Below are 24,001 nucleotides of genomic sequence, written 5' to 3'. Positions count from 1 at the left end.
AAAACCCTTTCGGCTTCGCCGGTCTTTCGGGACCGCGGGCCTCCATTTCCAGGAGTTGAAAAATGATCAGAACACTTCTCTGCGCAACGGCGCTCGTCCTTGCCTCCGTGGCTGCGGCCACGGCGCATGACACCAATAGCGGTGAAAACGTAAAGGTGGTTTACGACCAGCCGCTGCCGAATGTGCCGGGCAAAAGCTTAAAGGGCGTGCTCGTCGAATACGCCCCGGGTGGTACGTCGCCGGCCCATACACATCCCAATTCCGCATTCATCTACGCGACTGTTCTTGAGGGTGCGATCACCAGCCAGGTCAATAATGGGCCGGTGACCGTCTATCACGCCGGCGAGAATTTTTCCGAGTATCCGGGCGATCATCATGCCGTCAGCGAAAATGCAAGCAAGACGGAGCGCGCGCGCCTGCTCGCCGTGTTCGTGGTCGATACCAACGAAACCAATCTGACGGTCTACGAAAAATAAGCTGACTGCGAAGAGTGCGATCCTCGCCGCACTTTCACGGTGGGGTGGCGCCGGTAAGCGGCGCCACCCCGTTCCTGTCACAGTCAAATTGATGGTCCAGGCTGCGCCAGTGCGCGCCGTCAGGAGGAATTCATGCGCATCGAAAAACTCTATCCCATGACGTCGGCGCGCCTGATGGTGATCGATGTCGCCGCCACGTTGCAGGTAGCGGCCCTGACGCTTTCCAACCCGGGGATCGGGCTTGCCGTCGTTCGCGGACAAGGCGGCAAGGCTGCGGGTGTGCTCAGCAAGTCCGATCTCATCCGGCATCTGACGGATGGAGAGCAGGAGGCGAGCGTTGAATCTCTGATGAGCCGAAACATTGTTTCCTGCAGCCCGGCAGACGAATTGCAGACGGCATGGCAGGTGATGGTGGACAATCGTGTCCAGAACATGCCGGTGCTCGATGCGGATGCAAGGCCTCTCGGCGTCCTCGATATGCGCGATGCCCTGAAAGTGCTCTTCGAACAGGAGCAACTGCAGGAGCACATGCTGGCGAATTATATCGCCGGCATCGGTTATTGACCACCGGAGATCGGGAGGATCACGATGCTGCAGGCATATATGGGTGAAATTGCCGCTTCGTCACTGGCATGGCTGATCATTCTCGGTCTTGCCGGAATGGCGGTGTGGAAGCGCATCGGTCCGCGGCGTTCCAATCTCCGGCTCGTGGTGCAGATCGCCTTTTTCGGGGCGATGACCTTCGTTCTCGTTCTTGGAAAAATTCCGCTTGGTCCACCGAAAGACCTGTGGACCGGCGATGAGCATGCCGTTTTTATTGTCTTTGCCCAATTGTTGTGGTGGCTTCATCTCTCCTGGGCGGTTATCGGCTTCGTGCGGATCTATCTGGTACTGGAGGGCAGGCCGCGCGAGGCGCGTCTGTTGCAGGATATCGTCGTTGGCGTCGTTTATGTGTGCGTCGCGCTGTCGGCCCTTGCTTTCGTGTTCGGTGTTCCGGTTGGGACGCTGGTCGCAACATCAGGCGTCATCGCCATTGCCCTCGGCCTTGCCCTGCAGAACACGCTGGGCGATGTCTTTTCCGGCGTTGCTCTCAACCTTGGCCACACCTATGCGCTGGGTGACTGGATTCTTCTTGAAGATGGTACGGAAGGCCGGGTCATTGCGAGCACATGGCGTTCCACGCAGATCCTGACGGGTGCGAACAATATCGTTGTTCTGCCCAACAGTGTTCTTGCCAAGCTGAAGCTGACCAATGTCAGCCGGCCCGATGAAACGCATCTTCTCAAGATGACGGTGCGGCTGGTACCGACACATGCTCCATCCATGATCGAGGAGGCCATGACCACGGTTCTGGCCGGTTGCAATTCAATCCTGAGGGAACCGCCGCCACTGGTTTCGATGAGCGGTCTGGACGCCACCGCCCTGGAAATCCATCTGTTTTTCCGGGTGAGCAATCCGATGCTGCGGATAAAGGCACAGAACGAGGTGATCGACCGGTTCTATCGCCATTGCCGATCGATCGGGTTGCAGCTCGCGATGCCGCCTTCGGCAACAGCCGTCATGAACGGTGTTGCGTCTGCCGAGATTTCCCGGCGGGCTGAAGCCACCTTGCAGGAGGTCATAGACGAAAATCCGATCCTCTCCAGACTGACCAGGGCTGAAAGAGAAAAGCTGGCGCAGTCGGGCAGCGAACGTGAGTATCGCCAAGGTGAAGTCATCGTCGCCCACGGAGAGGCTTTGCCCTCGATGATGATCATCCGCACCGGTGTCGTCTCGATGCAACACGGCGAACAGGAAAAAAGACGCCTCTCGCCGGGGGATTTCTTTGGCGAAACCGGGCTCCTTGCGGGAATGGGCGAAGCCTATACGCTGCAGGCACTGACGCGGGTGACCGCTTACGAAATCGACCAGAAAAGCTTCGCGCGGCTGATCGCCGACCGCCCGGCGATCGCCGAGGAGGTTGCGACGATGCTGTCGGCAAGTTCCGGTGACGTCAGCCAGCTGCCGCTCTCGCCGGCTAAACACGAACGCAATGCCTCCGCTATCCTGAAGTCGATCCGGACGATCTTCAGCACCTGAATAGCAGGATGATCGCTGCCGGGAAATGTGCCGGCGAAGAACGCCAGCGCGCGTGGTCCTGCCCATACCGGCCATGGGCCCACAGGGCTGACGATTACCCTCTAAATCCTTGCCCTATCCTTCGGAACAGGTGTTCTTGTCGCAAGCTCCGGTATACCGTTCTCACCAGATGGCTGTGCTGCGGTCCCGGTTCAACGCGCATCACGGCGATCTCAAACATGATGGGATCGGGTTGAGGCATGTCGAGGTCCGCGGAAAAGTCAGGGATGGATGGAGCGGGATCGGCAAGGCCACCCGATATCGATGCCATTGAGGCAGCGAAGGTCGTCGAGCGCATTATCGGCAATGGCTGGGCGGCCGATACCGACGGCAATTTCACCTATGTGACGCCGGCCGCGCTCGCCTTTTTCGGCATAAGCCTTGAAAGTCTCAATTCACAATCGGGCGAAAGCGCGTTCGGCTGGAAGCGGGTCATTCACCCGGAAGATTACGAGTCGGCCGCCGCTGCCTGGCGCCGGTCCCTGCGGACGGGCGAGCCTTACAATGTCGAGCACCGCATGTTGCGCACGACGGGTGTCTATGGCTGGGCGCGAAGCACCGGTCAGCCGATACGCGACGGGAATGGCGCGATCCTGGGATGGTACGGTACGGTGATCGACATCGTCCTGCCGTCGCGGGAGGACAATCGCGACGATCCGTCCGCTGGTCGATCTCCGCAGGATATTCTCCAGTCGATGGACACCATCCATCCGCATGACCGGGCGGCTGTCGAGCAGGCGGCGGCACGGGCCTTCTTTCACGGCATCCCGCAGATCAGCCGCTACCGCCAGCTTCAGGCGGATGGCAGCTACCGCCAGGTCGAATTCCGGCTCGAGCCGGAAAACGGCGTCAGTGCCGAGGTCGATCCGGCAATGATGCGGCAGGGCGATCCATGGATAAGGGCCAGTTCTTTCGGTGAGATGCGCAATGCGGTCCAGGCCGCTCTTGCCATCGAGAAACTCTATGGCGACGCCTGGGCGATCGATGCGATCGGGCAATTTACCTATGCAACGCCTGCTTCGCAGAATTCGGTCACGAGGGCGCTTGATGACCTCAACGCTCTGCTGGACGACAAGCCGTTTCTCGATGGCGGCAGGCAGGGCTGGCAGCGCGGCATCCACCCCGACGACAGCGACAGGGCGGCGGAAACATTGCGCCGCTGCCTGAGGACGGGGGAACACTGGAACTGCGAATACAGGGCTCTGCGCGCTGGTGGCAGCTACGTCTGGCACCGGGCTGCGGCGCGCCCGACGCGTGACGAGCAGGGACGCATCACGGGTTGGTATGGAACCGCGTTGGATATCGAAGTCTACAAGAGAACGGAAACCGCCCTTCGCGAACGCGAACGGCAGCTGCAGCAGCTTATCGACACCGTACCGGCGCTGATCTGGAGCACGATGGCGGATGGAGCGCCGGCCTATGTCAACAGGCAGTTCACGGAAGTGACCGGCGCCACGCTCGAAGATATGACGGCGCCAAATGGATCGCCATCGCTCGGCGTCGTTCATCCGGAGGACCGGGCGGCGGCGCGTGAGGCGTTTCTGCTGTCCGTGGAGGCCGGCATCCCCTATCTTCAGCGATACCGCCAGCTGCGGGCGGGCGGCAACTATCGCTGGACGGAAACCCGCGCGGAACCATTGCGCGATGAGACAGGCACGATCATCCACTGGTATGGCGTCAGTTCCGACATTCATGACCTCATCACGACGCAGGAAGCGCTGCGTGAAAGCGAACAGCACCTTCAGCAGCTCGTCGAAACCTTGCCCGCGCTGATCTATTGTGCCCTGCCTGATGGGAAACCGATCTATCGTAGCCAGCGTCTCCGCCAGTATCTGGGTTTCAACCTTGAAGATACTGACGGTTTCGGAAAATCCCGACTGGATGGCACGCTCGAGGCGGTCATCCATCCCGATGATCTCGCGATGGTGAAAGAGCGCTATGCCCACTCGCTGGCGACGGGTGAACCCTATCTGCTGCGACACCGGCTGCGGCGCTTCGATGGCGTGTACCGCTGGGTGGAGACCCGCGCCTCGGCAATGCGCACTGGCGAGGGTGAGATTGCGCAGTGGAACGGCATCTGCCTCGATATCGAGGATCAGGTGCAGGCGCAGGAGGAGCTGAGCCGGGCCAAGGAAAACCTTGCGCGTTCCAGTCAGGCGGCCAGCCTTGCGGAATTGTCGGCCTCCATCGCGCATGAGGTGAACCAGCCGCTTTCAGCGGTGATGAATTATTCCAGCGCCTGCCAGCGCTGGCTCACGGCCGAACCGCCAAATATCGAACGGGCGCAGAAAACGCTGGAACGCATTGTCCAGAGCGCCAGCTCCGCGGCCGATGTGGTGAGCCGTATTCGAGCCCTTTTTCGGCAATCGACGGATAAGCGGGACAGTACCGAGCTTGGCGCCGTTGTCCGGCAAGCCCGCGACCTGCTCGCGGAGGAGGCGGGCCGGCGGCGCATCAGGATGATTGTCGAAGGGGAAAGCGGTCTCTCGCTCGTGCCGTTCGACAGGGTTCAGATCCAGCAGGTATTGGTCAATCTCCTGCGCAACGGCATGGATGCCATGGCTTCCGTTTCGAACGAACGTGTTCTGCAGGTCCGTGCTTTCCGGGCGGGTGACATGGTGCAAATAGAAGTGTCTGACCGGGGGAGGGGTGTCCAGTTTCCCGAAAGGATTTTCGAGCCCTTTTTCACCACCAAGGATCAGGGGATGGGCATGGGCCTTGCAATCTGCCGCTCGATCATCGAGGCGCATGAGGGGCAATTATGGGCGGAAAGGAACGAACCGCATGGCTCGAAATTCGTTTTCACTCTGCCGCTCGACATAGCAAGGATGCCATGATCGGTAGCCGGTTCGAAGGGGAAACGGTATGAACAGGCCTGTGGTGGCGATCGTTGACGACGACCCGAGGGTGCTTGCTTCATTGGTGGAACTGCTTGAATCCGCAGGATACGGGACTCGGAGCTTTCTCTCGGGGGAGGCGCTGCTCGCCTTCGGGCTTCAGGGTGTCGATGTGCTGATCACCGATATCGGCATGCCCGGTGCCGACGGGTTCGAGCTGCGCGATATTGTACGGCAGGCGAACCCGGAACTACCCGTCTTCCTGATGAGCGGTCGGCACGAAATCGCCGACCAGAGCCGAGGCATTGGCGGCTTTCTTCGCAAACCTTTCGACGGACATGCCCTGCTTGCGGCCGTTTGCGACGCCCTGGCTACCGGGCGGGACCGAGCCTAATCCGATTTTGCCGCAGCTTCGTCCTGCCCCGACATCATGATTGCCGCCGCCGGTGGGATGGTGTGGAGCGCCGGCTGCTGGCCTTGAAAGGCAATCGCGCCGAACGAGGCCTCTGCCTTGATGACAGGTGACCACGACGTGTCTCAAGATCATTTTCGAAAAGTCAGGGTGGCCATGGCTCAACGCTCGGTCTCGTAAACGAACGGAACAGTCAACCCTGTGCCTGGGGGTAGTCCTCCCCCTTCCTCAGCTCAATCGACCGTCAAAACGCATCTCCATACACTGCACCGCATGGTTCGTGCCCCCACGTTCCAACCCCGCGCAGAACAGGAGCGCATCATGACGCAGACAGAAGCAAATTCCCGCAGGACGGGTCAGCAGGAGACAGATATGAGCTTGGGCAACACCTCACATACCGGCAGACCGGCGCCCGAGGAACTGGTCCCGTCGCGCTATGCGGTGAAGATCGGCGAGATCGAAGTGCTTGTCATCAGCGACGGCGTACTGCCGCTTCCAACCAAGATGCTGGGACACAATGTCGACGCCGCAGAGCGCGCCGTCTGGCTGGACAATATGTTCCTGCCGCAGGAAGCTTTCGACTGGGCGCTGAACGCGGTCGTGGTGCGCAGCGGCGCACAGGTCATCCTCATCGATGCCGGTCTCGGCCTGGATCCGGAATTGAACCTGCCGCGGGCCGGGCAGCTGGTCAAGCGACTGGAGAGCGCCGGCATCGATCTCGGATCGGTGACCGACGTCGTGCTGACCCACATGCATATGGACCATGTTGGCGGGCTGCTGGTTGACGGCGTGAAGGAACGGCTGCGACCGGATCTCCGCATCCACGTTGCCGCCGCGGAAGTCAAATTCTGGGAGGCACCCGATTTCACACATGTGAATATGCCTGCCGGCTTCCCGGATGCACTTCGTGCAACCGCCAAACGTTTCGCCCAGGAATATCGGGACCAGCTGCGGCTGTTTGATGACGAATACCAGGTGGCTCCCGGTGTCGTCGTCTCGCGCACGGGCGGCCACACGCCCGGGCATAGCGTGGTCCGTGTCGCCTCCGGCAAGGACCGTCTGATGTTTGCGGGCGATGCCGTGTTCGCGGTCGGTTTCGAGCATCCCGACTGGTTCAATGGCTTCGAGCACGACCCGGAAGAGGCCGCTCGCGTCCGCGTCCGGCTCTTGCGGGAACTCGCGGCGACAGGGGAGTTGCTGGTCGCCACCCATATGCCATTCCCTTCGGTCGGCCATGTCGCCGTTGACGGCGATGCCTTTCGTTGGGTGCCGGTTTTCTGGGACTACTGACGGCCTGTTAATCTAAGGGGCGACCAAGTGACCGCATGCGACCGGGCCGCCGGCAGATCGCATGCGGTTTTTCGCGTTGCCGGTGTTTTGGCCCAATGCACGGAGAGGGTAGCAGCCAATCTTCTGTGCCGGCGCAGACCTTGGGTTTCTGCAACTTAAACAATAGGCGACAAAGGCGGCAGAATTTGATAAATTACAAGTCTGCCGGTTGCGGTTTGACGCACGGATAAAGGTCACCGGGCGTTCCTGTGCCGCCAGCCGGATCATGGCGCAGGAGGAGAAGTGCTATGACGGCATTCCATGTCATGGCCGGTGCGAGCGGAGAATTTACTCGCCCGGAAGTCCGCAAGATTGGCGTTGCAGATATTGTCGATGCGTTGCGGTTGGGACTTGATGACTTCAAGGAGAAGCCGTCCCACTATGTCTTTCTCTGTCTTATGTATCCGATCGCCGGTGTTTTTCTGGTGATGTGGAGCTCTGGAGCAAATCTGCTGCCGCTGATTTATCCGCTGATGTCGGGTTTTGCGCTGATCGGGCCGATCGCGGCCATCGGTCTTTACGAGATCAGCCGGCGGCGCGAGCAGGGGCTGGATAGCTCTTGGCGCCACGCGCTGGAGGTTCGTCACTCTCCGGCCATGCCGTCGATCATTGCGGTCGCCGTCATGCTGCTTGCGCTTTTCGTGGTGTGGCTGATTGTTGCGCAAAGCATCTATACCGCGACTTTCGATGCGGCTGGTCCCGCCTCGCTCTCGACATTTGTGTCGGATGTGATGACCACTTCGCAGGGTCTTTCCCTCATCATCTGGGGCAATCTGGCCGGTTTCGTGTTCGCGGTCATCGTGCTGGCGACAACGGTAGTGACGTTCCCGCTGCTGCTTGACCGGGATGTCGGTGCAGTCGCAGCGGTGGATGCGAGCATACGCGCCACCCTTGCCAATCCGGTTCCGGTGGCACTTTGGGGCCTGATCGTCGCAGCACTGCTTTTCGTGGGCACGATTCCAGCCTTTGTCGGCCTTGCGGTCGTCATGCCCATCCTCGGACATTCGACCTGGCACCTCTATCGAAAATTGATCGTTCCAGGTTATCCAGGCCATAGGCCTTGAATTCATAAAGGAAATCTATCCGTAGATCATCCTCCTTGCCGTTACGGTCCCCACTCAAAGGGAGCCGTCACGGTCGGGATGGCCATGAAGAGTGCGAGGATGTCATGTGGTATCGTTTTCTTCCGATCTGTCTGCTTTTCGCCATTGCTTTCCCGATCGAGGTCGGCGCACAGGAGGGCGATCCTGCCGCCGGGGCCACCGTTTTCAAAAAATGCGGCATCTGCCATGTCGCTGAAACGGACCAGAACAAGGTCGGCCCCTCGCTGAACGGCCTGTTCGGCAGAACTGCCGGCACCCACCCGAACTTCGCCTATTCGCAGGCGATGCAGGATGTGGGAAAGGCTGGTCTGGTCTGGAACGAGACGTCGCTGCGTGATTATCTGCACGACCCCAAGGCGAAGGTGAAGGGCACGAAAATGGCTTTTGTCGGACTGAAGGACGACACCGACATTACCAATCTGATCGCCTATCTGAAGCAATATTCGAAGTAGCGGGATAAAATGGGCAGGACGAGCCGCTGCCTACCGCAATTGCCCGTCTGGCCAGTTAATGAGATAATGCTAATATACTTCGCGACAGGCTCGTGGAGATATTCGCGGCCGGGTCAGGGAGGAGACGATGGCTGTCGTTGTGGTTCTCGTTCTGCTGGTGGTGGGATCGATCGCATTCCACCTGCTGAGCCCCTGGTGGTGGACGCCGATCGCCTCCAACTGGAGCTATATCGACAATACGATCATCATCACTTTCTGGATCACCGGCTTTGTTTTCTCCGCCATCGTCCTGTTCGTAGCCTATTGCGTGTTTCGCTTCAGGCACCGCGCCGGAAACCGGGCGGCATACCAACCGGAGAACAGGCGACTGGAAGCATGGCTCGCGGGCGGCACCGGGGTCGGGGTGGCCGCAATGCTTCTGCCTGGCCTTTTCGTGTGGAACCAGTTCGTAACGGTGCCTGATGGTGCCAGCGAGGTGGAAGTTGTCGGCCAGCAATGGCAATGGAGTTTCCGGCTGCCAGGCGCGGACGGTCGGCTCGGGCGGGCGGATACGCGGGCGATCACGTCGGAAAATCCGCTCGGTTTGAACAAAAACGATCCCGCCGGAATGGACGATGTCATCGTTGAAGGCGGTGAGTTGCATTTGCCCGTCGGCAGGCCGGTGAAAATGCTGCTGCGGGCGATTGATGTCGTCCATGATTTTTACGTGCCGGAGTTCCGGGCCAAGATGGACATGATCCCCGGTTCGGTCACCTATTATTGGTTCACCCCCACACGGACGGGAACCTTTGAGGTTCTCTGCGTGGAATTGTGCGGCGTCGGACATCCGCAGATGCGTGGCACCGTCATCGTAGATACCGAGGTCGACTATCAGGCCTGGCTGGAGCAGCAGCCGACTTTTTCGAAATTGCTGGCCTCGGTGGAAATACCGGCGGCGAGATGAGCACCATGCATATCGGAAGGAAAAAGCCGTATCGGAGGGAATAGGGAGGATGGAATATGGTCGAGACTGGTTCCGTTGCCGGGCAGGTCATCGAGCCCGCTGAAGTCGAGGACGTCGAGCTTTATCACCCGAAAAGCTGGTGGACGAAATATGTCTTCAGCCAGGATGCCAAGATCATCGCCATTCAATATTTCCTGACGGCGACGGCAATTGGCCTGGTGGCGCTGGTGCTGTCTTGGCTGATGCGGCTGCAGCTCGGCTTTCCCGGCTATTTCTCCTTCATCGACGCGGAGCATTATTATCAGTTCATCACCATGCACGGCATGATCATGGTGATCTACCTGCTCACCGCGCTCTTTCTCGGCGGTTTCGGCAATTACCTGATCCCGCTGATGCTCGGCGCCCGCGACATGGTCTTTCCTTATGCGAACATGCTGAGCTACTGGCTCTATCTCTGCGCAGTCCTCGTGCTGGTTGCCGGTTTCTTCGCGCCCGGTGGGCCGACGGGGGCCGGCTGGACGCTTTATCCGCCGCAGTCGCTCCTGTCGGGAACGCCCGGCGGGCGCGACTGGGGCATCATCCTGATGCTGTCTTCCTTGATCCTGTTCATCATCGGCTTCACGCTGGGCGGGCTGAATTACGTCGTCACCGTGTTGCAGGGCCGCACGCGCGGCATGACGCTGATGCGTATGCCGCTCACGATCTGGGGCATTTTCACGGCGACCGCCATGGCGCTGCTCGCCTTTCCCGCACTCCTCGTCGCCGCCGTCATGATGTTGTTCGACCGGCTGCTCGGCACCAGCTTCTTCATGCCCTCCATCGTCGAGATGGGCGAACAGTTAAAGCAGGGCGGCGGCAGCCCCATCCTGTTCCAGCACCTGTTCTGGTTCTTCGGCCATCCGGAAGTCTATATCGTCGCGCTTCCGGCGTTCGGCATTGTCTCGGACCTCATAAGCACCCATGCGCGCAAGAATATCTTCGGTTACCGGATGATGGTCTGGGCGATTGTCATCATCGCGGCGCTGAGCTTCGTCGTCTGGGCGCATCACATGTATGTCAGCGGCATGAACCCGAATTTCGGCTTCTTTTTCGCAACCACGACGCTGATCATCGCCGTCCCGACGGCGATCAAGGTCTATAATTGGGTGCTGACGCTGTGGCGCGGCGATATCCATCTGAACCTGCCGATGCTGTTTGCGCTCGCCTTCATCGTCACCTTCATCAATGGCGGCTTGACCGGTCTCTTCCTCGGAAACGTCGTTGTCGACGTGCCGCTTTCCGATACCATGTTCGTCGTCGCCCATTTTCATATGGTGATGGGGGTCGCGCCGATCATGGTGATCTTCGGGGCGATCCACCATTGGTATCCGAAAGTCACGGGCCGGATGCTGAATACGGCGATGGGGCATATCCATTTCTGGATCACCTTTCTCGGCGCCTATGCCATCTTTTTCCCGATGCATTATCTCGGGCTGATGGGCGTGCCGCGCCGCTATTACGAGCTGGGCGAAACCGCTTTCATTCCACCATCTGCGCATACCCTGAACATGTTCATTTCCGTTGCAGCACTCATCGTCGGCGCAGCGCAGCTGTTGTTCCTGTTCAATCTCGCCTGGAGCCTGCGCTCAGGCAAACCGGCGGGCGGCAATCCATGGCGGGCAACGACGCTGGAATGGCAGACGCCGCAGACCCCGCCCGTCCACGGAAACTGGGGCAGGGACCTGCCTGTCGTTTATCGCTGGCCCTATGATTACAGCGTGCCCGGCGCGGATGAGGACTTCCTGCCGCAAAACCAGCCGGTGGCAACCGGGCCGTCCGCGAGGGCCTCGCCATGATCGCCATTCTCATTTTCATGTCAGGGATCGCCGGCATCATCGGCTGGTGGATGGCAGGACAGCGGTTGACCTCCAAACCCTGGCTGGAGGCGGGATCGGCAGGCGATACGCCGCAGCTGCAGGGATCGCCTGTTGTGATCGCCAAGCTCGGGCTCGGCGTTTTTCTGGGTGTCGTCGGTGCGTTATTCGCGCTGCTCATCAGCGCCTATCTCGGCCGCATGGGCGGCGCAGACTGGTGGGGTATCCCGATCCCCGGACTGTTATGGGCAAACACCGCCGCTCTTGCCGCCAGTAGTCTGGCGTTGCAATGGGCTAAGACCGGAGCCGGTGCCATTCACCGCGACAGGCTGAACGCGGCGCTTGCGATGGCTTTCGTCACGGGCCTTCTCTTCGTCGCCGGACAGTTCATGGCCTGGCGGCAACTGACCTCCGCAGGTTACGTACTGGCGGATAATCCATCAAATAGCTTCTTCTACATGATAACGGGGCTCCATGGCCTGCATATAGTGGGTGGGCTTTTCGTGCTTGGACGCGTCGCGATCCGTGCCCGGGTCGCGCCCCTATCGGCACGGATACGCCTCAGCGTGGAGCTGTGCGCCATCTACTGGCATTTCATGCTGGTCGTCTGGCTCATCCTTTTTGCGCTTTTCACCGGCTGGGCGAACAGTTTCGTCGATCTCTGCCGTCAACTGGTCAGTTAAGGAGCCGATCATGACCGTATCCGTGGAAAGACCAGCAAGCGATCCGCATCTGCGGCCCACGGGACTGCGCGGCGTCGCCGCCGATCTGTCGTCGGACCAGCGGGCGTTCAAGAACGTCTCCTGGGGCAAGGCGATGATGTGGATCTTCATCCTGAGCGATATCTTCATTTTCGGCTGCTTTCTGCTGGCCTATATGGCGGCACGCATGTCGACCACCGTCACCTGGCCCAATCCGAGCGAGGTTTTCGCCCTGACGATCGGCGGCAGGGAGATTCCGCTGATCCTGATCGCCATCATGACCTTCGTCCTCATCAGCAGCAGCGGCACGATGGCCATGGCCGTCAACTTCGGATACCGCCGCGATCGCCGCAAAACCGCGGCGCTGATGGTCGTCACGGCCGCACTCGGTGCGACATTTGTCGGAATGCAGGCCTTCGAATGGAGCAAGCTGATCGCAGAGGGCGTGCACCCTGGGAAAACCCGTGGGGTGCGGCGCAATTCGGCTCGTCCTTTTTCATGATCACCGGCTTTCACGGCACCCATGTCTCGATTGGCGTGCTGTTCCTCCTCATCATCGCGCGAAAGGTATGGCGGGGAGATTTCGATGAGGGAAGGCGCGGATTTTTCACCAGCCGCAAGGGGCACTACGAGGTCGTCGAGATCATGGGGCTCTATTGGCACTTCGTGGATCTGGTGTGGGTCTTCATCTTTGCATTCTTTTATCTGTGGTGAGTGAGGATGGCATCATGGCGGAGCAACAGACACAACAGGGACAGCAGCATCCGATCAGGCTTTATATGGTGGCCTGGGGACTGCTTTTCGTCCTCAGCACCTTCTCCTACCTGGTCGATTATCTCGGCATTCAGAGCTATCCCCGATGGTCGCTGATCATCCTGTTCATGCTGCTGAAGGCGGGGCTCATCATCGCGATCTTCATGCATCTGGCCTGGGAAAGGCTGGTCCTGATCTATGCCATCCTGCTTCCCCCGGTCCTCGTGCTCGTCTTCGCCGCCTTGATGGCCTCGGAATCGAGCTATACCGTCCTTACCCGGCTGACCTTCATGGGCACCGGTTCGTAGAACCCGGCCACTCAGGACTGGGGAAGCAGCACGCCGACGGCGAATTCCTCATCGGTTGCCGTGTGGCCCGCCTGGGTCTTGCGATATTCGCTGGGAGTAAAACCGCGCTCGGTCCGCAGTGTGCGGGAAAGATGCGGCGCGTCGCAGAAACCGGTGGCGAGAGCGATCTGGGTGATCGGATCATGCGTCGTGCGCAGCAGTGACAGGGCACGGTCCAGCCGCAGTTCGAGATAGACCTTTGATGGTGTCGCCTTCAGGTCATTGAGAAAACGACGTTCGAGGCTGCGGCGGCCGAGGCCAAGGTCATGGGCCAGTTCCAGCACGGTCCTCGGAACCTCGATATTCTGCTGCATCCGCAGGATCGCCTTCTTGACCAGCGGGTCATTGGCCTTGCGCGCGCTCTGCTGGCCGGGCTGAGGCTTTTCACCGCTCAGAGCGCTGTCGATCATCATGATGTTGAGGCTTTTGATGGCGGCGGACTGGCCGACATGGCGCTCGACAAGGAAGGCGGCCAGATGCGCGGCGCCATGGCCACCGGAACAGGTCAACCGGTCGCGGTCGATGACGAAAATCTGGTCGGAGACCATTTGCACGGTGTCGAAACGGTCCAGAAAATCCTGGCGATGGAACCAGCTAACACAGCAGCGATAGCCGTCGAGCAGACCCGCTTCGTGCAGAATGAAGACGCCGGTGCAGAGCCCGACAATGGGAATGCCCGCCGCGGCGCGATCCTTCAGGAAACGCAGCGCTTCCGGCGGCAGGGCACTATGGTCGCTGATCAACCCGCCGACAACGACAATATAATCGTAGTGCCCGGCATCGATCAGCCGTGTATCGGGCTGCACCTTCACGCCGCAACTCGATTGCACGTTTGCGAGTGTTGCCGAGAGCACCGACCATTCGCACAGGATCGGCCGGGAGCGGTCCGCCTCGTCGGCGGCAAGGCGCAGTACATCGACGAAATTCGCGAAGGCCGACAGCGTGAAGCGGTCAGCAAGCAGGAAGGCGACGCTGAGGCGTTTTCTGGTTCGATGTGAGGTCATGGCGCAAATATTCATGCAAACAGACGCGATTGTCCAGCCGGGGTGCGACAAATGCTCTTAGCTTTTATGACACGAGATTTTCCAACCATCGGGTCCGCTCATGACGCGTTTTAATGCTTTCAATCTTTTGAAGAACGCCCTGACCGGCCACAAGAACTGGGACGAGCAATGGCCCGATAGCCAGCCGAAAGCCGAATATGACGTGGTCATCGTCGGCGCCGGCGGCCATGGTCTGGGTGCGGCCTATTATCTGGCCAGCCAACACGGTATCACCAATGTCGCCGTCATCGACAAGGGCTGGCTCGGCGGCGGCAATACCGGCCGCAACACGACGATCATCCGCTCCAACTATCTCTACGACGAGAGTGCCCGTCTTTATGACCACGCCGTCGATCTGTGGGAAAATCTCAGCCAGGAACTGAACTACAACGTCATGTACTCCCGGCGCGGCGTGCTGATGCTGGCGCATAATGTGCACGACGTGCAGAGCTTCAAGCGCCATATCCATTCCAACCGCCTGAACGGCGTCGACAATCGCTGGCTCACCCCACAAGAATGCAAGGACTATTGCCCGCCCTTGAGCCTTGCGCCTGGCGCCCGTTACCCTGTCATGGGCGGCGCATTGCAGGAACGTGCGGGCACGGCGCGCCACGATGCGGTCGCCTGGGGTTATGCGCGCGGCGCCGCTGCCCGTGGTGTCGATATCATCCAGAACTGCCCGGTCACCGCCATTCGCCGTAATGCCGATGGTTCCGTGGCAGGTGTCGAAACGGCGCGCGGCTTCATCAAGGCGAAGAAGGTCGCGGTCTCCGCCGCTGGTCACACATCTGTCGTCATGGATACGGCCGGCGTCCGTCTGCCGCTCGAAAGCTATCCGCTGCAGGCGTTGGTGTCGGAGCCGATCAAGCCGATCTTCCCCTGCGTCGTCATGTCGAATGCGGTTCACGCCTATATCAGCCAGTCCGACAAGGGCGAACTGGTGATCGGTTCGGGCACGGACCAATATACCTCCTATTCGCAGCGCGGCGGCCTGCCGCTGATCGAACATACGATCGCGGCCATCGTCGAGATTTTCCCGATCTTCAACCGCATGCGGATGCTGCGTAAATGGGGCGGCATCGTTGATGTCACGCCGGATCGTTCGGCTATTCTCGGCAAGACGCCGGTCGACGGGCTTTACGTCAATTGCGGCTGGGGCACGGGCGGCTTCAAGGCCACGCCGGGCGCGGCACACACCTTCGCCTGGACCATCGCCAAAAACGAACCGCACCCGATCAACGCGCCGTTCACGCTGGAACGCTTCCGCTCCGGCCGCCTGATCGACGAGGCCGCCGCCGCCGCCGTGGCGCATTGAGGAGCTGACCCCATGCTTTTGATCCGCTGCCCCTATTGCAACGAAACGCTGCCCGAAGCCGAATTCACCTATGCCGGACAGGCTCATGTCGTCCGCGCCGCCGAGCCGTCTTCGCAGACCGATGAACAATGGGAGGAATTCCTGTTCATCCGCGAAAACGTCAAAGGTCCGCATTTCGAGCGCTGGCGGCACCTGCATGGTTGCGGTCGCTTCTTCAACGCCGTGCGCGATACGGTGAGCGACCGTTTCCTCACGACCTATCGCGCGGGGGAGCCGCGCCCTGAACTGTCTTCCCTGACACGCGCACCAGCAAGCTCCGAGGTGTCGAAATGAACTCCTATCGCGTTTCCGGCCGTGGCCGGGTGGATGCTTCCCGCTCCGTGAGCTTCACCTTCGACGGCAAGACCTATCGCGGCGTCAAGGGCGACACCGTCGCTTCCGCGCTTCTTGCCAATGGCGTACATCTGATGGGCCGCTCGTTCAAATACCACCGCCCGCGCGGCCCGGTGGCGGCGGGTTCCGAAGAGCCGAATGCGCTGATCGGCACCCGCCGCAGCGCCGGCCGATTCGAGCCGAATACCCGCGCCACGGTGCAGGAAATCTGGAACGGGCTGGAAACCACCTCGCAGAACAAATATCCGAGCCTGAAATTCGATATCGGCGCCGTCAACGACATGGCCTATATGCTGTTTTCGGCCGGTTTCTACTACAAGACCTTCATGTGGCCGACGAGCTTCTGGAACAAGGTCTATGAGCCTTTTATCCGCGCGGCCGCAGGTCTAGGCGTGTCTCCGACAGAAGAAGACCCCGATACCTATGCCTCGCGCAACCTGCATTGCGACGTGCTGATCGTCGGTGCCGGTCCCGCGGGTCTTGCAGCCGCGCGCGCGGCGGCGGTCGATGGCCTCAAAGTCGTGCTGGTCGATGAAAATGCAGAAGCCGGCGGCACGCTGCTGTCCGAACCCCAGGCAAAGATCGACGGCAAGCCCGCATGGACTTGGCTTGCGGATGAATTGAAGACGCTGAAGGATCAGGGCGTCAAGGTGATGACGCGCACGACGGCGATTGCCTATTATCACCAGAACATGATCGGCCTTTGCGAAAAGCTGACCGACCATCTCGAAACCGTGCCGAAGGATACGCCGCGCGAGCGCCTGTGGCGCGTTCGGGCGCGTCAGGTGGTGCTGGCGCAGGGCGCACTGGAAAAACCGCTGGTTTTCCACGGCAATGACCGGCCGGGCGTGATGCTTGCAGGTGCGGCCCAGACCTATCTCAACCGCTATGGTGTCAAGGTCGGCAACCGCCCGGTGATCGTGACGAGCCATGACAGCGCCTGGTATGCCGCTTTCGATCTTCAAGGCGCCGGCGCGCGTGTTCAGGCGATTGTCGATACCCGTGCCAGGGTGCGCGAGGAACTGGTGAATGAGGCGCGTGCGCTCGGCATTCCGGTCAAGCTGTCGCATACCGTCACGGCGACGTCGGGACGGCTGCGCGTCAAGTCGGCTCGCGTCAATCCGGTGAATGGTTCCACCGTCGCTGCGGGACAGGAGATCGCCTGCGACGCGGTGCTGATGTCGGGCGGCTGGACACCGTCGCTGCATCTCTTTTCCCACACGCAGGGCAAGCTTGCCTGGGACGACGAGCGGACGACCTTCCTGCCCGCCCTCACGAATGAGGATTGCTTGATTGCCGGCGCCGGGCGCGGGCTCTGGGGCCTCGCGGCCGCGCTGAAGGATGGCGCAGAACGGGGCCGCGAAGTCGTCGCGGCACTCGGCAAGACCGCTAACGCTTCCAGCCATGCGGTGGATCATGATCGCACCGGCAGCGGCGTCTCGCATACGGAGCTTCCGAGTGACCGCGATGCCGGTAAGGCCAAGGCTTTCGTCGATTACCAGAATGACGTGACCGCGAAGGATCTACGGCTCGCCGTGCGTGAAGGCATGCGCTCCATCGAACACGTCAAGCGTTATACGACCAACGGCATGGCCACCGATCAGGGCAAGATGTCCAATATCAACGGCCTGAACATCGCGGCGGAAGCGCTTGGCAAACCCCAACCGCAGGTGGGGCTGACCACCTTCCGCCCGCCTTACACGCCGACAACCTTCGGAGCCTTTGCCGGCTATCATCGCGGCGAGCATTTCGAGGTGACGCGCAAGACGCAGATCGACAGCTGGGCGAAGGAGCATGGCGCGGTCTATGAGCCCGTCGGGCAATGGCGTCGCGCCTGGTATTTCCCGAAGCCGGGCGAAGACATGGATGCGGCCGTCGGCCGCGAATGCCGGGCGGTGCGCCAGAGCGTCGGCATTTTCGACGCCTCGACGCTCGGCAAGATCGAGGTGGTCGGTCCCGACGCGGTCGAGTTCATGAACCGCATGTATACCAACCCATGGACGAAGCTCGCGCCCGGCCGCTGCCGTTATGGCCTGCTGCTCGGTGATGACGGCTTCATCCGTGATGACGGCGTCATCGGCCGCATGACCGAGGACCGTTTCCATGTCACCACCACGACGGGCGGTGCAGCCCGCGTGCTGAACATGATGGAGGATTACCTCCAGACGGAATGGCCCGATCTCAATGTCTGGCTGACCTCGACAACAGAACAATGGTCGACCATCGCGCTCAACGGTCCGAATGCGGCCAAGCTGCTCGCACCGCTGGTGGAAGGCATCGAGCTGACGGAAGAGGCCTTCCCGCATATGTCCTGCGTGGAATGCACGGTGGCCGGCATGCCGGCGCGGCTGTTCCGCGTCAGCTTCACCGGTGAGATCGGCTTCGAGGTCAACGTGCAGGCACCTCTCGGCCGCAAGCTCTGGGAAATCCTGTGGGAAGCCGGCCAGCAATATGGCATCACGCCCTATGGCACCGAAACCATGCATGTGCTGCGCGCCGAAAAGGGCTATATCATCGTCGGTCAGGATACTGACGGCACGGTCACGCCTTATGACGCCGCGATGGGCTGGGCCGTGGGCAAGAGCAAACCCGATTTTGTCGGCAAGCGCGGCCTTGCCCGCCCTGATCTCGTCGCCAAGGACCGCCGCCACCTCGTCGGCCTTCTGACCGAAGACCGCTCGAAGCTCGAAGAGGGCGCGCAGATCGTCTTCGATGCGAAACAACCGATCCCGATGAAAATGGTGGGACATGTGACCTCGTCCTATCATTCGGATGCGGCCGGCCAGCCGATCGCGCTGGCGCTGGTCGAAGGCGGGCATGAGCGGATGGGCGAAACCGTCTATATTCCGATGCTCGACCGCACCATCGCCGCGAAAATCACCGGGATGGTCTTTGTCGATCCCGAAAACACCCGCCTGAAAATCTGACCCGGAGATGACAATGAACATGCGCGTTTCCTCCCCCGTTGCCGGCACGCTGGCCGAGAGCAAAGCAGCCCGGGTCAGCATCCTGGCCGCGCAGGCGCGGCTGTCGCTGCGCGCGCGCGGCGATCTGGTGACGCTCAACGCCGCCCTTGGCCTCACCTTGCCCGACCGCATCGGTGCCCGCGCCGCTTCCGGTGAAAACGAGGTGCTGCGGCTCGGTCCCGATGAGTGGACCATCCTTGCTCCAGTTGGTGAGATCGACCGGCTGATCGCCGCCTGCGCGGGCGTCTATGCGAGCTATCCGCATAGCCTCGTCGATATTTCCGGACGCGAGGTGACACTTCTGATCGAAGGCCCGCAGGCCGCCGAACTGCTGACGCTAGGCTGCGCCCGCGACATCGAGACGATTGGCGTCGGCGAGGGACGCCGGACGATTTTCGACGGCGTGACCGTGGTGCTGTGGCGCGATGCGGAGAACCGTTTCCGCATGGATGTCTGGAACAGTTTCGTATCGCATCTTGGCCATTTGCTTGAAACCGGCTGCAAGGAACTTGCAGCCGACATCACTTGATCCTGGAGGGGAAAACAATGCTCAACCGCCTGTCACACAATACAGTTTCGGACACGGTGATCGCCGACGCCATCGCCGAGGAACTTGACCGCCAGAAGACGCAGATCGAGCTGATCGCCTCGGAAAACATCGTTTCCGCCGATGTTCTGGCCGCGCAAGGATCGGTGCTGACCAACAAATATGCCGAAGGTTATCCCGGCAAGCGTTACTACGGCGGCTGCGAATTTGTCGACAAGGTTGAACAGGTCGCCATCGACCGGTTGAAGCAGCTGTTTGGCGCGGAATTCGCCAATGTGCAGCCGCATTCCGGCGCACAGGCCAACCAGGCAGTGTTTCTGGCGCTGTTGCAGCCAGGCGATCGGATCATGGGCATGTCGCTCGCCCATGGCGGCCACCTGACCCACGGTTCGCCGGTGACGATGTCGGGCAAGTGGTTCGACGTCGTTTCCTACGAGGTCGATGCCGATACGCATCTGATCGACATGGAAAAGGTGCGCGCGCGGGCGTTGGAAACCAAGCCGAAGCTGATCGTGGCGGGCGCATCGGCCTATCCGCGCCAGATCGATTTTGCCGGTTTCCGTGAGATCGCCGATGAAGTCGGCGCCTATCTGATGGTCGACATGGCCCACTATGCCGGCCTGATCGCCGGCGGCAAATATCCGAACCCGGTGCCGCATGCCCATGTCGTTACCTCGACCACACACAAGACCCTGCGCGGCCCGCGCGGCGGCGTTATCCTGACCAATGATGCCGATCTCGCCAAGAAGCTGAACTCGGCCGTCTTCCCCGGCAATCAGGGAGGCCCGCTGATGCATGTCATCGCTGCCAAGGCCGTGGCTTTCGGTGAGGCGCTGCGCCCGGAATTTTCCGACTACGCCGGTCAGGTCATCGCCAATGCACAGGCGCTGGCCAAGGTGCTGACGCAAGGTGGTCTCGGCATCGTCTCGGGCGGAACCGACAGCCATATGGTGCTGGTCGATCTGCGCCCGAAAGGCGTCACCGGCAAAATTGCTGAAATCGCCCTGGAACGGGCAGGCCTCACCTGCAACAAGAACGCCATTCCCAATGACCCGGAAAAGCCGTTCGTCACCTCGGGCATCCGTCTCGGCAGCTCGGCCGGCACCACACGCGGCTTCGGCGTGGCCGAATTTGAGCAGATCGGCACGCTGATCCTGCGTGTCATCGACGCACTGGCGGTGAATGCCGAGGGCGACAGCGCGGTCGAGGCTGAGGTGCGGGGAGAGGTTGCCGCTCTTTGTGAAGCCTTCCCGATCTACGTCTCGTAAATCACTTTGCCGGTCCTGAATGTAGTCGGGACCGGCATCCAGTTTACGGCCGCAGCGCCGTTTTTGGACGATCTGCGCCGCGGCGCGGGCGATCTGTCCGTGCGTGCATCAGTCAGGGAGCAGGATTTGAACACCTATATCATGAAAGTTTCATGCCCGGCCCGCAGCGGCATCGTTGCCGCCGTCTCAGGTTATCTCGCCAGGTCCGGCTGCAACATCAACGACAGTTCGCAATTCACCGATCAGGAGACCGGTCGGTTTTTCATGCGGCTGAGCTTCGTTTCCGAGCAGGGATCGGGACGGGAAGCGCTGCTTGACGGGTTCGGTCCCGTCGCGGCCGATTTCGACATGGACTATGACATTCACGATCTTTCGCAAAAAAAGAAGGTCGTGATCATGGTCTCGCGGTTTGGTCATTGCCTGAACGATCTGCTTTATCGCTCCCGCATCGGCGCGTTGCCGGTAGAGATCGTCGCAGTGATATCCAATCACCTCGACTACCAGAAACAGGTGGTGAACGAGGATATTCCTTTCCATCACATTCGCGTCACGCCGGAAACCAAGCCCGAGGCGGAAGGGGCGATCCTGCAGGTGGTGCGGGATACGGGCGCCGAACTCGTGGTGCTTGCGCGCTACATGCAGGTTCTGTCGGACCGGCTGTGTCAGGAGATGTCGGGTCGCATCATCAATATCCACCATTCCTTCCTGCCGTCTTTCAAGGGTGCCAACCCATACAAGCAGGCCTATGAACGCGGGGTGAGACTGATCGGCGCGACCGCGCATTATGTCACCGCCGATCTCGATGAAGGGCCAATCATCGAGCAGGATACGATCCGCGTGACCCATGCCCAGAGCGCAATGGATTATGTGAGCCTGGGACGGGATGTGGAAAGCCAGGTTCTGGCCCGTGCCATTCACGCCCATATTCATCAGCGGGTCTTCCTCAACGGCAACAGGACGGTCGTCTTTCCCGCATCACCCGGGGAACATGTGTCCGAGCGAATGGGCTGATCGCGCAGCATCAGCCCATACAGTTCCGGTTGTTTGCGGGGCTCTTTGCCCGGCAGACTTCAATTGTCTCTTCTTATTCCGCAGGCTGCTGTACGGCAGGTGCCGAGCCCGAATCCCGTGTTTCTCCCGACAGGATGCGCTGACCAAGGCCGATGATGGCGACTGTGGTCAGGCTCGCGACAACCGATACCCAGAAGCCGTTGTTGGGGCCGAAATTGTCGATCACCCAGCCGGAGATGAAGGCGCCGAACGCCATGCCGATGCCAATGCCGGTCATGACCCAGGTGACACCCTCCGTCAGCATCGATTCCGGCACGCGGCGCTCGATCAGGCCGAATGAGGTGATGAAGATCGGCGAGATTGCCACGCCGCTGAGGAAGACTGCAAAGGCGAGCAGCGCGACGCTGGTATTGGCGACGAGAAGTGGCAGCGCGGTGAGCGCGAGTATGCTGACGGCGATCAGCAGTTGCCGCTGCAGCGGCATTTTCGGATTGATCGCGCCGAGAATGAGGCCAACCACGAAGGATCCGATGGCATAAACGCCGATGACGAGGCTGGCGGCTTCCGGCTGGCCAAGCTGCTTGGTGATCGCGACGGCGCTCACTTCGGCCGTGGCGAAGGTTGAACCGACGCAGATCAGGGCGAGCGTGATGATCTGAACCGGACGCAGGAATATGGCCGAACGCTGGCTGTGTCCGCTTTCGATCGGCCGCACTTTCGGTTCGGTCGAGCGTTGCAGCAGGAAGGCGAAGCTACCAAGTGCCAGGAAGGTGGTGCTGATCATCATGCCGGCTTCCGGAAAGAGGGAAACCGCAAGGCCGACGGAAAGCGAAGCGCCGGCGATATAAACAAGTTCGTCGGCGGCGGATTCAAAGGCGAAAGCCGTATTGAGTTCCGGCCGGTCGCGGAAGATTTCCGTCCAGCGGGCGCGCATCATGGCTGGAATGCTCGGCATGGCAGCCGCGAGGAAGGCGGAAAGGAACAATGTCCAGGCCGGCCATCTCTGATTTGTCGCGATGATCAATGCGGCAAAGGCGATGACCGAGACGATGGTGGCGGGGATGAGGACGCGGCTCTGCCCCATGCGATCCACCAGCCGGGAGATTTGTGGTGCCACGGCGGCATTGGTCAAGGCGAAGGTGGCCGAAACGGCGCCGGCCAGCCAATATTCCCCATGGGTCTGCGAAAGCATGGCGACGATACCGATCGGGGCCATGGCGATGGGAAGACGGGCGAAGAAACCGGCGGCGGAAAAGCCTTTTGCACCTGGAGCGCGGAAAATTTCTCTATATGGATTAGACATCGGGATGCACCTTGTTCAACGGGTGTCCGCCACATACATACGTGACGTATGTGAATGAGATAATTGCATACGGAGCGTATGTCAACTAATATACGCCTCGTATGTAAAGATTGGAGAAAAAGAGTGCGTAAACCTCGCAGTGAAATGATTGCCGAGACGCGGGCGAAGCTTCTGGCTGCTGGCCGTGAGGCCTTTGGCAGCATCGGTTATGCCGAAGCCTCGATGGACGACTTCACCGCCGGGGCAGGTCTCACGCGCGGCGCGCTCTATCATCATTTTGGCGACAAAAAGGGCCTGCTGATGGCCGTTGTGGCCGAGATCGACGCGGAGATGACAAAGAGACTCTGTGACATCTCCTCAAGTGCCGAGACCCGGTGGGAGGGTTTTGTCGAAGAGAATGTCGGTTATGTACGCATGGCGCTCGAACCGGAAATCCAGCGGATCATGTTTCGCGACGGGCCGGCGGTGCTCGGCGATCCATCCCGCTGGCCAAATGCCAATGGCTGTCTCTCGGCCGTTGCGCGCAGCCTCAGCGCGCTGAAGGAGGAGGGCACCATCGGTGACATCGATCCGGAGGCATGCGCCCGCTTTATCAATGCGGCAAGCAGCAGCGCCGCTCAATGGATCGCAAACTCCGACGATCCCGAAACGACCTCGAAACGTGCGGTGAAGAGTTTCCGGACTTTTCTGGAGGGACTGCGGATCAGGAAAGGCTGATCCGGGGCGCTGCGATATCCCCGAATTCCTGCAACGCACAATATGGCTGTCTGCAAGTCATGCAACTGTCATCTGGCGGGTCTAGGACAGGACGTGGTTTTCACACGTCTTGAG

At 60.5% G+C, this 24,001-nt stretch carries 20 protein-coding genes and 3 pseudogenes; 21 read left to right on the top strand and 2 right to left on the bottom strand.

Annotated features, from left to right (window positions below; genetic code table 11):
* The first annotated feature begins 62 nt into the window (after nucleotides 1-62).
* The 14 genes and pseudogenes from O8B93_RS05860 (at nucleotide 63) to O8B93_RS05800 (ending at nucleotide 13,285) form a co-directional block, all read left to right on the top strand.
* Nucleotides 63-476 carry a cupin domain-containing protein gene (locus O8B93_RS05860; protein WP_006315949.1) on the top strand — a complete coding sequence of 138 codons (414 nt, stop codon included), beginning with the start codon at nucleotides 63-65 and terminating at the stop codon, nucleotides 474-476.
* Between the two features lie 132 nt (nucleotides 477-608).
* Nucleotides 609-1,040 (top strand): CBS domain-containing protein, encoded by a 432-nt coding sequence (locus tag O8B93_RS05855; RefSeq protein ID WP_269708890.1) that lies wholly within the window; start codon nucleotides 609-611, stop codon nucleotides 1,038-1,040.
* A 24-nt stretch (nucleotides 1,041-1,064) separates the two neighbouring features.
* Nucleotides 1,065-2,555 carry a mechanosensitive ion channel family protein gene (locus O8B93_RS05850; protein ID WP_269708889.1) on the top strand — a complete coding sequence of 497 codons (1,491 nt, stop codon included), beginning with the start codon at nucleotides 1,065-1,067 and terminating at the stop codon, nucleotides 2,553-2,555.
* A gap of 239 nt (nucleotides 2,556-2,794) precedes the next feature.
* Nucleotides 2,795-3,376: pseudogene (locus O8B93_RS28005) on the top strand (PAS domain-containing protein); the annotation flags it as partial.
* Between the two features lie 333 nt (nucleotides 3,377-3,709).
* Nucleotides 3,710-5,431, top strand: a pseudogene (locus tag O8B93_RS05845) (PAS domain-containing protein); the annotation flags it as partial.
* A 28-nt stretch (nucleotides 5,432-5,459) separates the two neighbouring features.
* Entirely contained in the window at nucleotides 5,460-5,825 is a 366-nt protein-coding gene (locus tag O8B93_RS05840) for a response regulator transcription factor (RefSeq protein WP_269708887.1), read from the top strand.
* Between the two features lie 339 nt (nucleotides 5,826-6,164).
* Entirely contained in the window at nucleotides 6,165-7,133 is a 969-nt protein-coding gene (locus O8B93_RS05835; RefSeq protein WP_269708885.1) for an MBL fold metallo-hydrolase, read from the top strand.
* A 287-nt stretch (nucleotides 7,134-7,420) separates the two neighbouring features.
* Nucleotides 7,421-8,236 (top strand): DUF2189 domain-containing protein, encoded by an 816-nt coding sequence (locus O8B93_RS05830; protein ID WP_269708883.1) that lies wholly within the window; start codon nucleotides 7,421-7,423, stop codon nucleotides 8,234-8,236.
* 104 nt (nucleotides 8,237-8,340) lie between these two features.
* The gene (locus tag O8B93_RS05825) at nucleotides 8,341-8,727 is read left to right on the top strand and encodes a c-type cytochrome (RefSeq protein ID WP_006315939.1); all 387 of its coding nucleotides are present in this window, start codon (nucleotides 8,341-8,343) and stop codon (nucleotides 8,725-8,727) included.
* 127 nt (nucleotides 8,728-8,854) lie between these two features.
* Nucleotides 8,855-9,670: a cytochrome c oxidase subunit II gene (locus tag O8B93_RS05820; RefSeq protein ID WP_269708882.1), complete on the top strand. Its 816-nt coding sequence runs from the start codon at nucleotides 8,855-8,857 to the stop codon at nucleotides 9,668-9,670.
* Between the two features lie 56 nt (nucleotides 9,671-9,726).
* Entirely contained in the window at nucleotides 9,727-11,505 is a 1,779-nt protein-coding gene (locus tag O8B93_RS05815) for a cytochrome c oxidase subunit I (protein ID WP_269708880.1), read from the top strand.
* Nucleotides 11,502-12,206, top strand: coding sequence for a cytochrome c oxidase subunit 3 (locus O8B93_RS05810; RefSeq protein WP_269708879.1), 705 nt, complete (start codon nucleotides 11,502-11,504; stop codon nucleotides 12,204-12,206). Before O8B93_RS05815 ends, O8B93_RS05810 begins: the two co-directional genes overlap by 4 nt.
* A gap of 10 nt (nucleotides 12,207-12,216) precedes the next feature.
* A pseudogene (locus tag O8B93_RS05805) lies at nucleotides 12,217-12,938 on the top strand (heme-copper oxidase subunit III family protein).
* A 14-nt stretch (nucleotides 12,939-12,952) separates the two neighbouring features.
* On the top strand, nucleotides 12,953-13,285 hold the full coding sequence (locus O8B93_RS05800; protein ID WP_269708878.1) for a cytochrome C oxidase subunit IV family protein: 333 nt from the start codon (nucleotides 12,953-12,955) through the stop codon (nucleotides 13,283-13,285).
* An 11-nt stretch (nucleotides 13,286-13,296) separates the two neighbouring features.
* Here O8B93_RS05800 and O8B93_RS05795 read toward each other — a convergent pair whose 3' ends face one another.
* Nucleotides 13,297-14,343 carry a GlxA family transcriptional regulator gene (locus O8B93_RS05795; protein WP_269708877.1) on the bottom strand — a complete coding sequence of 349 codons (1,047 nt, stop codon included), beginning with the start codon at nucleotides 14,341-14,343 and terminating at the stop codon, nucleotides 13,297-13,299.
* A gap of 85 nt (nucleotides 14,344-14,428) precedes the next feature.
* Between O8B93_RS05795 and O8B93_RS05790 the strand changes: the two genes are divergently transcribed.
* The 6 genes from O8B93_RS05790 (at nucleotide 14,429) to purU (ending at nucleotide 21,867) form a co-directional block, all read left to right on the top strand.
* Nucleotides 14,429-15,682, top strand: coding sequence for a sarcosine oxidase subunit beta family protein (locus O8B93_RS05790; RefSeq protein ID WP_269708876.1), 1,254 nt, complete (start codon nucleotides 14,429-14,431; stop codon nucleotides 15,680-15,682).
* Nucleotides 15,683-15,694: 12 nt separating this feature from the next.
* Entirely contained in the window at nucleotides 15,695-16,015 is a 321-nt protein-coding gene (locus tag O8B93_RS05785; RefSeq protein ID WP_269708875.1) for a sarcosine oxidase subunit delta, read from the top strand.
* Nucleotides 16,012-19,002: a sarcosine oxidase subunit alpha gene (locus O8B93_RS05780; protein WP_269708874.1), complete on the top strand. Its 2,991-nt coding sequence runs from the start codon at nucleotides 16,012-16,014 to the stop codon at nucleotides 19,000-19,002. The genes O8B93_RS05785 and O8B93_RS05780 overlap by 4 nt, the downstream gene beginning before the upstream one ends.
* A 13-nt stretch (nucleotides 19,003-19,015) precedes the next feature.
* Complete coding sequence (locus O8B93_RS05775; RefSeq protein WP_269708873.1) at nucleotides 19,016-19,570, top strand: sarcosine oxidase subunit gamma; 555 nt, start codon at nucleotides 19,016-19,018, stop codon at nucleotides 19,568-19,570.
* A gap of 17 nt (nucleotides 19,571-19,587) precedes the next feature.
* Nucleotides 19,588-20,856 (top strand): serine hydroxymethyltransferase, encoded by a 1,269-nt coding sequence (glyA, locus tag O8B93_RS05770; protein WP_269708872.1) that lies wholly within the window; start codon nucleotides 19,588-19,590, stop codon nucleotides 20,854-20,856.
* 126 nt (nucleotides 20,857-20,982) lie between these two features.
* Nucleotides 20,983-21,867, top strand: a complete 885-nt coding sequence (gene purU, locus O8B93_RS05765) for a formyltetrahydrofolate deformylase (RefSeq protein WP_269708871.1) — start codon at nucleotides 20,983-20,985, stop codon at nucleotides 21,865-21,867.
* A 73-nt stretch (nucleotides 21,868-21,940) separates the two neighbouring features.
* Here the strand turns inward: purU and O8B93_RS05760 are convergent, their stop codons facing one another.
* The gene (locus tag O8B93_RS05760) at nucleotides 21,941-23,170 is read right to left on the bottom strand and encodes an MFS transporter (RefSeq protein ID WP_269708870.1); all 1,230 of its coding nucleotides are present in this window, start codon (nucleotides 23,168-23,170) and stop codon (nucleotides 21,941-21,943) included.
* 123 nt (nucleotides 23,171-23,293) lie between these two features.
* Here O8B93_RS05760 and O8B93_RS05755 point away from each other — a divergent pair, with 123 nt between their 5' ends.
* Complete coding sequence (locus O8B93_RS05755) at nucleotides 23,294-23,887, top strand: TetR/AcrR family transcriptional regulator (protein WP_269708869.1); 594 nt, start codon at nucleotides 23,294-23,296, stop codon at nucleotides 23,885-23,887.
* The last annotated feature ends 114 nt before the right edge of the window (nucleotides 23,888-24,001 follow it).

Origin of the sequence: Martinezella rhizogenes, assembly GCF_027460065.1 — a bacterium.
Classification (GTDB): domain Bacteria; phylum Pseudomonadota; class Alphaproteobacteria; order Rhizobiales; family Rhizobiaceae; genus Agrobacterium; species Agrobacterium rhizogenes_C.
The sequence above is the reverse complement of the archived record's forward strand: the minus strand, read 5'-3'. Positions and strand labels throughout refer to the sequence as shown.

Excerpts from the sequence above, each read along its gene's own strand:
- glyA (WP_269708872.1), top strand. The coding sequence starts at position 19,588 with ATGCTCAACCGCCTGTCACACAATACAGTTTCGGACACGGTGATCGCC.
- O8B93_RS05760 (WP_269708870.1), bottom strand. The coding sequence starts at position 23,170 with ATGTCTAATCCATATAGAGAAATTTTCCGCGCTCCAGGTGCAAAAGGC.
- O8B93_RS05820 (WP_269708882.1), top strand. The coding sequence starts at position 8,855 with ATGGCTGTCGTTGTGGTTCTCGTTCTGCTGGTGGTGGGATCGATCGCA.
- O8B93_RS05860 (WP_006315949.1), top strand. The coding sequence starts at position 63 with ATGATCAGAACACTTCTCTGCGCAACGGCGCTCGTCCTTGCCTCCGTG.
- O8B93_RS05800 (WP_269708878.1), top strand. The coding sequence starts at position 12,953 with ATGGCGGAGCAACAGACACAACAGGGACAGCAGCATCCGATCAGGCTT.
- O8B93_RS05795 (WP_269708877.1), bottom strand. The coding sequence starts at position 14,343 with ATGAATATTTGCGCCATGACCTCACATCGAACCAGAAAACGCCTCAGC.
- O8B93_RS05780 (WP_269708874.1), top strand. The coding sequence starts at position 16,012 with ATGAACTCCTATCGCGTTTCCGGCCGTGGCCGGGTGGATGCTTCCCGC.
- O8B93_RS05775 (WP_269708873.1), top strand. The coding sequence starts at position 19,016 with ATGAACATGCGCGTTTCCTCCCCCGTTGCCGGCACGCTGGCCGAGAGC.
- O8B93_RS05835 (WP_269708885.1), top strand. The coding sequence starts at position 6,165 with ATGACGCAGACAGAAGCAAATTCCCGCAGGACGGGTCAGCAGGAGACA.
- O8B93_RS05830 (WP_269708883.1), top strand. The coding sequence starts at position 7,421 with ATGACGGCATTCCATGTCATGGCCGGTGCGAGCGGAGAATTTACTCGC.
- O8B93_RS05850 (WP_269708889.1), top strand. The coding sequence starts at position 1,065 with ATGCTGCAGGCATATATGGGTGAAATTGCCGCTTCGTCACTGGCATGG.
- O8B93_RS05825 (WP_006315939.1), top strand. The coding sequence starts at position 8,341 with ATGTGGTATCGTTTTCTTCCGATCTGTCTGCTTTTCGCCATTGCTTTC.
- O8B93_RS05815 (WP_269708880.1), top strand. The coding sequence starts at position 9,727 with ATGGTCGAGACTGGTTCCGTTGCCGGGCAGGTCATCGAGCCCGCTGAA.
- O8B93_RS05840 (WP_269708887.1), top strand. The coding sequence starts at position 5,460 with ATGAACAGGCCTGTGGTGGCGATCGTTGACGACGACCCGAGGGTGCTT.
- O8B93_RS05810 (WP_269708879.1), top strand. The coding sequence starts at position 11,502 with ATGATCGCCATTCTCATTTTCATGTCAGGGATCGCCGGCATCATCGGC.
- O8B93_RS05790 (WP_269708876.1), top strand. The coding sequence starts at position 14,429 with ATGACGCGTTTTAATGCTTTCAATCTTTTGAAGAACGCCCTGACCGGC.
- O8B93_RS05785 (WP_269708875.1), top strand. The coding sequence starts at position 15,695 with ATGCTTTTGATCCGCTGCCCCTATTGCAACGAAACGCTGCCCGAAGCC.
- O8B93_RS05855 (WP_269708890.1), top strand. The coding sequence starts at position 609 with ATGCGCATCGAAAAACTCTATCCCATGACGTCGGCGCGCCTGATGGTG.